9 protein-coding genes and 2 pseudogenes are annotated in these 7,920 nt (G+C 51.1%); 3 read left to right on the forward strand and 8 right to left on the reverse strand.

Annotated features, from left to right (window positions below; translation table 11 throughout):
- Positions 1-7 precede the first annotated feature (7 nt).
- From HV477_RS23300 to HV477_RS23310, 3 genes and pseudogenes are all read left to right on the forward strand, one after another.
- The gene (locus HV477_RS23300; protein ID WP_154715069.1) at positions 8-1,090 is read left to right on the forward strand and encodes a DsbC family protein; all 1,083 of its coding nucleotides are present in this window, start codon (positions 8-10) and stop codon (positions 1,088-1,090) included.
- Complete coding sequence (gene trbC / locus HV477_RS23305) at positions 1,083-3,377, forward strand: F-type conjugative transfer protein TrbC (protein ID WP_253743163.1); 2,295 nt, start codon at positions 1,083-1,085, stop codon at positions 3,375-3,377. Before HV477_RS23300 ends, trbC begins: the two co-directional genes overlap by 8 nt.
- An 86-nt stretch (positions 3,378-3,463) precedes the next feature.
- Positions 3,464-3,765, forward strand: a pseudogene (locus HV477_RS23310) (transposase); the annotation flags it as partial.
- Positions 3,766-3,846: 81 nt separating this feature from the next.
- Here the strand turns inward: HV477_RS23310 and HV477_RS23315 are convergent.
- The 8 genes and pseudogenes from HV477_RS23315 to HV477_RS28265 form a co-directional block, all read right to left on the reverse strand.
- Positions 3,847-4,650 carry a transporter substrate-binding domain-containing protein gene (locus tag HV477_RS23315; RefSeq protein ID WP_154715104.1) on the reverse strand — a complete coding sequence of 268 codons (804 nt, stop codon included), beginning with the start codon at positions 4,648-4,650 and terminating at the stop codon, positions 3,847-3,849.
- A gap of 617 nt (positions 4,651-5,267) precedes the next feature.
- Positions 5,268-5,648 carry a hypothetical protein gene (locus tag HV477_RS23320; protein WP_154715070.1) on the reverse strand — a complete coding sequence of 127 codons (381 nt, stop codon included), beginning with the start codon at positions 5,646-5,648 and terminating at the stop codon, positions 5,268-5,270.
- Positions 5,649-5,699: 51 nt separating this feature from the next.
- Positions 5,700-6,041, reverse strand: coding sequence for a DsrE family protein (locus HV477_RS23325; protein WP_080102214.1), 342 nt, complete (start codon positions 6,039-6,041; stop codon positions 5,700-5,702).
- Positions 6,042-6,073: 32 nt separating this feature from the next.
- Positions 6,074-6,460 (reverse strand): annotated as a pseudogene (dsbG, locus tag HV477_RS23330) (thiol:disulfide interchange protein DsbG); the annotation flags it as partial.
- A gap of 152 nt (positions 6,461-6,612) precedes the next feature.
- Positions 6,613-6,876 carry an FkbM family methyltransferase gene (locus HV477_RS23335; RefSeq protein WP_172953679.1) on the reverse strand — a complete coding sequence of 88 codons (264 nt, stop codon included), beginning with the start codon at positions 6,874-6,876 and terminating at the stop codon, positions 6,613-6,615.
- Positions 6,869-7,318 carry an FkbM family methyltransferase gene (locus HV477_RS23340; RefSeq protein ID WP_154715073.1) on the reverse strand — a complete coding sequence of 150 codons (450 nt, stop codon included), beginning with the start codon at positions 7,316-7,318 and terminating at the stop codon, positions 6,869-6,871. The genes HV477_RS23335 and HV477_RS23340 overlap by 8 nt, the downstream gene beginning before the upstream one ends.
- Positions 7,315-7,740 carry a LuxR C-terminal-related transcriptional regulator gene (locus tag HV477_RS23345; protein ID WP_154715074.1) on the reverse strand — a complete coding sequence of 142 codons (426 nt, stop codon included), beginning with the start codon at positions 7,738-7,740 and terminating at the stop codon, positions 7,315-7,317. The genes HV477_RS23340 and HV477_RS23345 overlap by 4 nt, the downstream gene beginning before the upstream one ends.
- A partial coding sequence (locus HV477_RS28265; RefSeq protein WP_175065761.1) for a hypothetical protein occupies positions 7,737-7,920 on the reverse strand: 184 nt, incomplete at its 5' end. The genes HV477_RS28265 and HV477_RS23345, both read right to left, overlap by 4 nt.

Genomic DNA, 7,920 nt, shown 5'->3' on the forward strand with positions numbered 1-7,920 from the left:
ACTGACTATGACACCCCGTTACAGTGCAACCCGTACAGCTAAAAATATCATCGTATATGCGCAATATGAAGATGGACGTCAGGAAGTTCTGGCCATCCTGCAAATTAAGGATGGCGTCAGTATGATATCTGACAAGGAAAAACTTTTGCTGGTATCTCCGGAATATTCGTACAGGGATACAGAGACATCCCTGTTCGCGTGTTCAGGCCACAATGTCAGTGATATTCTCGGCGCTGTCGCGGACTGCCTTGTAAACGACACCAGACGACGTAAGAAAAAACTACGCGGTATTATTTACTGTGCTGTCAGCCTGGCCCTTGGAGCCCTCATCACGTCCTGTGTTTTCCTGACAAGAGTCCCTGTTCCGTTTAATCAATCGCCGGCTTCTGCAACCAGCCAGGTGCTACCGGCACAGAATCCCGTGGATGATGATATTCAGGCGTCCGTTTCTGCGTCACGCAGGCCGCTGCCGGCTGCTCTGGAGAACATTCCACAAGTAAATAACAAGCCCGGAAAAACGATTTTACAGGCAGCGGCAACAAAAAAAGAGACGCCGGAGGCCACCAAAGCCCGACATAATCTGGCTACTGTTCTGAAGCGGAACGCCGACCGGGGAATGTTCACTGTCAACTTATCGTCAGGTCATGAAAGGACACTGTATGCCTTTCTCGATCCCCGTTGTCCGAACTGCCGGGCACTGGAGCCGGCACTGAAACGACTCTCTGCAGACTTTAATGTGGTGGTCTATCCGGTATCTGTCATAGGTGGCGATAAGTCAGCATCCCACATGGCACCGTTGCTGTGTGAAAAGGACCCGCAAAAGCGCGCAGAAGGATGGCACCATCTGTATTCGGCGGATGCCGGCATGATGGTGCCGGGAAGTACCGAAGCACTCCCTGATAAAACATGCCTGAAAGCCGCCAGGGCAGCCATCGACGTCAACAATCTGGCTTTCCGCCAGTTTGGCTTTGCCGGCACACCATGGGTGCTGTCCGATACAGGCTGGCACCTGCCGACAGGACTTCTTCAGGAGTCCGGCACCGTAAAGTTATTCCTGAAAACCACTGACAGTGAGTCTGACCATGAGTGAACATCGCGTTAATCCTGAACTCATACACCGTGCGGCATGGGGAAACCCGCTCTGGAACGCGCTCCAGACCCTCAACATCTACGGTCTGTGTCTTGCAGGAAGCCTGGTGGTCAGTTTTATCTGGCCACTTGCATTACCGGCATGTCTGTTGTTCACACTGATAACGATGCTGGTATTTAGTCTGCAGCGATGGCGCTGCCCCCTTCGTATGCCCATGACGCTGAAATGTGCTGACCCGTCACAGGACAGAATGATTAAAAGAAGCCTTTTTAGCTTCTGGCCAACCCTGTTTCAGTATGAGGTCATCAAAGAATCACCGGCCAACGGCATATTTTATGTTGGCTACCAACGCGTCAGGGATATTGGCCGGGAATTGTGGCTGAATATCGACGATCTGACCCGCCATATAATGTTTTTCGCCACCACCGGTGGTGGTAAAACGGAAACCATCTTTGCATGGGCGATTAATCCGCTTTGCTGGGGACGAGGATTCACCCTTGTCGATGGCAAGGCACAGAATGACACGGCAAGAACGATCTGGTATCTGGCCAGACGCTTTGGCCGTGAAGACGATGTGGAAGTCATCAACTTCATGAACGGAGGAAAATCCCGCAGTGAAATCATTCTGAGTGGTGAAAAAACTCGTCCTCAGTCAAATACCTGGAATCCCTTTTGTTACAGCACTGAAGCATTCACAGCAGAGACAATGCAGTCAATGCTGCCCCAGAACGTCCAGGGGGGTGAGTGGCAGTCCCGAGCCATTGCCATGAACAAGGCACTGGTATTTGGTACTAAATTCTGGTGTGTGCGGGAGGGCAAAACAATGTCGCTGCAGATGCTCCGTGAACATATGACTCTCGAAGGGATGGCCAAACTTTACTGTCGTGGCCTCGATGATCAGTGGCCGGAAGAGGCAATTGCGCCGTTACGTAACTACCTGCAGGACGTCCCCGGCTTTGATATGTCACTGGTCCGGACGCCATCAGCCTGGACGGAAGAACCCAGGAAGCAGCATGCTTATCTTTCTGGCCAGTTTTCTGAAACCTTCAGCACATTTACTGAGGCTTTTGGCGATATCTTTGCAGAGGATTCCGGCGACATCGACATTCGTGACAGCATACACAGTGACCGAATCCTTATGGTGATGATCCCCGCCCTGGATACGTCCGCACATACCACATCAGCCCTTGGCCGCATGTTCGTCACCCAGCAAAGTATGATACTGGCCCGTGACCTGGGATACCGCCTCGAAGGAACTGATTCCGATGCCCTGGAAGTCAAAAAATATAAAGGGCGTTTCCCTTATCTGTGTTTCCTTGACGAAGTGGGGGCATACTATACGGACCGTATTGCAGTGGAAGCCACCCAGGTGCGTTCACTGGATTTCGCTCTGATTCTGATGGCACAGGACCAGGAACGTATTGAAGGACAGACAACAGCCACGAATACTGCAACACTGATGCAAAACACGGGGACAAAATTTGCCGGCAGGATTGTCAGCGAGGGTAGTACGGCCAGAACGCTGAAAAGCGCCGCAGGGGAAGAAGCCAGGGCGAGGATGAACAGCCTGCAGCGCCAGGACGGCATATTTGGTGAATCATGGATTGACAGCCCACAAATCAGCATCCTGATGGAAAGTAAGATAAATGTTCAGGAGTTGATTGAACTTCATGCTGGCGAGTTCTTTTCTATTTTCCGGGGAGACACCGTACCATCAACATCATTCTTGATCCCTGACGGTGAGAAAAGCTGCAGCAGCGATCCCGTTGTTATAAACAGGTACATCAGCGTGGATGCACCACGCCTGGACTGTCTCCGCCGCCTGGTTCCCCGTACTGCTCAACGTCGAATCCCGTCACCGGAAAATGTCAGTGCCATCATTGGCGTACTGACTGCAAAGCCCTCCAGAAAAAGGCGCAAAATCCGCACAGAACCGCACACGATCGTGGATACATTTCAGCAACGAATTGCAGGACGTCAGGCGGCTATGGCGATGCTGGAAGAGTACGACACGGATATCAACGCGCGTGAAAGGGCCTTGTGGGAGACAGCGGTGAACACGCTTAAAACGACCACCCGGGAAGAGCGACGAATTCGCTATATCACGCTGAACCGACCAGAAACGTCAGCAGCAGATGTGGAAAAGAAGGTATCTGTTATCACAGAAAAAGCAGGTATCCGCCTGTTATCACCAACTGAAGGAGATGGCCTGTTTAACAGAATACCGGACAAAAAAAACTCACATATTTCTACAATCCACCGAAAGGGATGGAATAACCGATTTTAACGAAAAAAGCGCCCGAGCCTGTACACGAGATTGTGTAATCGCCTGATTTTGATATGTTCAATCCAATATCAAAAACAGGTTAAATTATGGACAAAAAACAGTTACAGGCTCTGGCTAACGAGCTGACCAAAAATCTCAAACCCCCTTAAGAACTCAACCAGTTCGATCGACCACTGAAAAAAATCAGCGTCGAAGCAGCTCTCAATACCGAAATGCCCCATCACCCCGGCTACGATAAAAATCAGCCAAAACCGGGAACCAACGCCCGCAACGGCTACACCCAAAAGAACGTTATCACTGGCGATGGCTCACTGAAACTGCGTCCCCCCGCGATCGTGACGGTTCTTTTGAACATCCGATGGTGAAGAAGAACCAGCCCCGGATCACCAGGTGCTATCTATTGGCTGAAATAATCACAGGAACAGCCTCGTGTCGTATCACAGAATGATTGACAGTGCGAAGAAACCAGTTATTTTTCAGTAGGCTGTGTATCCTGCTCTTTCACACTCAAATCCTGATCTCCAAAATAGTGTTTCTGTATTCCGGAATAGATTCCATTGTGGATAATAGTTTCCAGCCCCCGGTTGATTAGTTGTTTCGTTTCACTGTCACCCTGACGGATACCATAAGCTGATCCCTTGCTGAACAGGTCCGCGTCCGTCACTTCCGGCCCTTTCAGCTCAAAATCTTTACCCTGCGGCGTTTGCAGGAAGCCATACGTTACTGCAACGGAGGGAGCCAGGGCCCCATCCACGCGACCGGCGTAAAGATCCTCATAAATGGCCTCCAGGTCAGGGTAATTTTTTATAGCCACTCCCTCTGGCTGCCAGTATTTTTCGGCATATATTTCCTGAATACTTCCCTGCTGTACGGCAATACGCTTTCCCCTTATACTTTCCGCCCGGGGCAGAAGATGGCTCTCTTTTCGTGCAACCAGGCGGGTTGGCAAATGAAACACGTATCGGCTGAAGTCGATAGCGTTTTTTCTTTTCTGAGTGACCCCCAGTGGCAATATCACATCGACTTTTCTTGCCAGCAGAGCCGGGATTTGTGCATCTAACGTATTGATAACATAGGTGCACTTGATGCTAACGGATTTGCACACAGCATTGGTGACATCAATTTCAAATCCTCCCGGTTTTCCGCCCTTACCACTGTACTGGAAAGGTGGATTGCTCAGGTCAGCCCCGATGCGAAGCATATCCCGGGCGGCATCCGCCCGGAATACCACAAAAAAGATGATGACCATCAGCAGTTCTGTTTTCTTAAGCATGGAAAGCCCACTCACTTTTAGTCTGGATCTGAGAAATACTTTTCTCATGTTGTCACCCTGTGACCAGCAGGATGCCATGCCGGTTGGCACTGTTGCTACGTTTCCTGGAGCAGATTTCCGGCAGGAACTCAAAACCATCTTTTGCGTTGTTTCGTCTGTCTTTACCACTCCAGGCCTCTTTATTGCCATCAGGTGTTTCACCAGCTCCGCCTGCACAAACACTATACTGATATAAAGAAACTTAATTGATTAGCAATCATGCTGGAAAAAACAGTTGCCCCCCGATAAATCACTGACGGAATATAAATATATTTACAGATGTGTCCGGCTGCTAACGGACATCTAAGTTACCAACTCTTGTCTAATGGCTACATACGGCGGTCGGTTCTCGCTTACACAATGACGCAGCCCGGATGGTTCAGGGAACGGGGGGTGGGATATCACCGGTTCTGGTGAGGCGCTGGTAACCGCTAATAGAGCCCCCCGCCACGTTTTCCGTCAAATGCGGCATCGAGGCTGGTTCGGGAAATACAGATGCCGTTCACAACGGCATTTAAGTGCTACAACATTCCGCCCGCGTCATTCCCGATCGCTCTACTTTTCGGGGCGCTTACCCTTCAGCGGTAAGGGACCCGGAGTAAGTTCTCCGGCTGAAGTGCTCTTTGTTCCTGAAGCTCACACTGGCGCAGTATTTCCGGATGATCACCGCTGTATATAGCAAACCAGCCTGTTGTGTTTTTAACCTGAAAAAGCCGATCTCCATTGCTGAAGCGCCAGACGGCCACTGATCTGCCTGAAGGAAGATGTTCATCCTTCCCGCGGGTTCCTGTTTCGAAAGAAGAGGGGGACCATGACTCGGTGACCAGGCCATATTCGGCAAATACCACAGAAACCGCCCCCCGCCCCTCACACTGCAGGGTAATTTCAGTATCAGCAGCAACGGCTGACAGCGGGAGCATCAGTGCAGAAAATAACAGATTCAGCAAAATACGGCTCATTCCTGACCTGAGGTCCGTACCGCTGATGATAAACGGGTACTTCATCCCGTATTATGGACGAATATAGATCCATCCATGATGCTGAAGATCTGCCAGAGTGACAACTGCTGCCGGGATAACATTAATGGTATCAATGAGTTTCTCAGGAGAAAGAGAGTATCCCTGTAGCGAATTATTACAGACAGAAAGCTGAATACAGGCATATTGTTCACACAATATACGCCAGCGCTCAGCACTTTCCTCACCCCGGACCAGGCTCATGACAGCATCAGAGTTAAAAATAACCCGTACAGACTCTTCCTGTGGTCTGATGGCCTGCTTCAGATAATTTTTCACGTTATTCATACAGGGGATACTGCGCGAAATATCTGGTACATGGAAAACGATCTTCATAACTAACTCCCGGGTTACGTAATAATTTAAGGTCAGGGCTTACCGCTCATTATTGTGTTCATCGTGTCACCATCCGGAGGAAGTCCCGGCTGCTGTTGCAGCTGGCCATCCGGAGACAGGTAATAGATTGCGGGTGTGGCATTACTGTCAGGTTTTTCCATCAGTAACAGATTAGCCTGCAGGGCTGCTGTAATATCAGCGGGAACAGAATCGGGCTTATCCGGTCGGGTTTTCCAGTGAGAACTCTCATAGTCATGAAGCGTTTTAGCCGGATCTTTTGACATCATGATAGCCGCAGCTTTCAGATTACTGTCCGGCCGCAGGATCGCTACAGGGATAAGCCTTAACTGAACCTTACCAGCATCAACCCAGGGGCGGGCTTTCTGCCAGAACCTGGTGCAATAAGGACAGTACGGATCAAAAAATACATACTATTTTCTTCAGTATCGTCGGCAACCCCCCTGTGTCAAAAAGCAAACGTAACAACGTTATGCATTCTATTGCAGATTTTTGTGATTGCAGGGAACAATAATAACATGCGTCACTGCTGCCGCCTTTTACACCACCCATATTACTCATTTTTCCTGATATTTTTGACTGAAAAAACATTCTCACCACGGTAAATAAAATCCCTGTCTGTCGCTGCACTCCACCTGAGAAAAGGCGCTGATGTCCTCTCTCCCGGATACAGCCAGTCATGCAACTCCACCATACACACATAAAAATCGTCTGCCTGGCTGATATCGCCGGAAAACAGTTCCTTCTCCCCGCCTTCAATATCCACCTTCAGAATAAACAGACTCTCCGGCTGATATGCTTCCAGTATTTTAGTCATTGTGGTGACAGGCAGACTGACCGACTGACCGTCTGTAGGCAAAGGGCTCCCCCGTGTCAACCAGCTCCATCATCCCTTCTGATGACGACACCCCCTTTGGTATCAGTTCCACATCCAGACCCCGCGTATTCAGCTCCAGAAGCGCAAAATTATCCGGCGCCGGCTCCAGCGCCACCACACGCGCCTGTGGATATTCCCCCAGAAAATGCAGAACTGACGTCCCGATATTCGCGCCACAATCCACTATCACCGGTTTCATCCCCGCGGCCAGAATATCCCTGTAACGCGCCTGTATATCACGGTCACGGGCAAACATCCCCGTCGAATACTCTTTGTTAATAAAATTCTGCTCAATGACACTCCTATCTGAATGAATATCCCGGTAAAAAAAATCTCTTTCCTGTCCATTCAGCGTGATACTGATGCTGTTCACTGCCGTCATATTGCCTCCTGTACGCTCACCTGACCCTCCCCGGCACACAGCAAGTCTGCCGTACCCGTCACCGGGTATCGCTGCAGTCCCTCCCGTACCAGCACACCGCGGTACAGCGGCATTCCCCTCACCACCGTCTCCATACCCAGCGCCGCCAGCGCATGACGCCGGTACAGACTCACCGTCTTCTCCTTCAGCCCCGTCAGGGCCGCCACCTCTCCTCCCTTCATCCCCTCCGCAAGACAGCACAGGATAAACCACTGCCGCGCGTTCACCGTCCCCGGCAGACGCCTCAGCGCCTCCTGACGGATGTCCCTGACCAGACGTGCCGTCCGCGACCGGCTCATCAACCCGGGACTGGCATTCTCCGCCGCCGTCACCGCCCACTCATCTCCGTACACCACCACCCGGGGACTGTTACGCCCGCTCATGACTTTCTTCCCCGCTGCAGGCTGTTCCAGATATCCCTCATCTGTGCCCTCACGCCCTCATCCGCATTCCCCACCCGGCGGGTCTGCGTCGTCCGGAGCGCGGAACGCTGTTTCTCCGTCACCGGCCTTTTTCCGGGCTCATCCTTCACGTCCAGCACCCTCACCTCATAACGCGCCACC

Source organism: Salmonella sp. SG203 (assembly GCF_013350575.1).
In the GTDB taxonomy this organism is placed as follows: Bacteria; Pseudomonadota; Gammaproteobacteria; order Enterobacterales; family Enterobacteriaceae; genus Salmonella; species Salmonella enterica.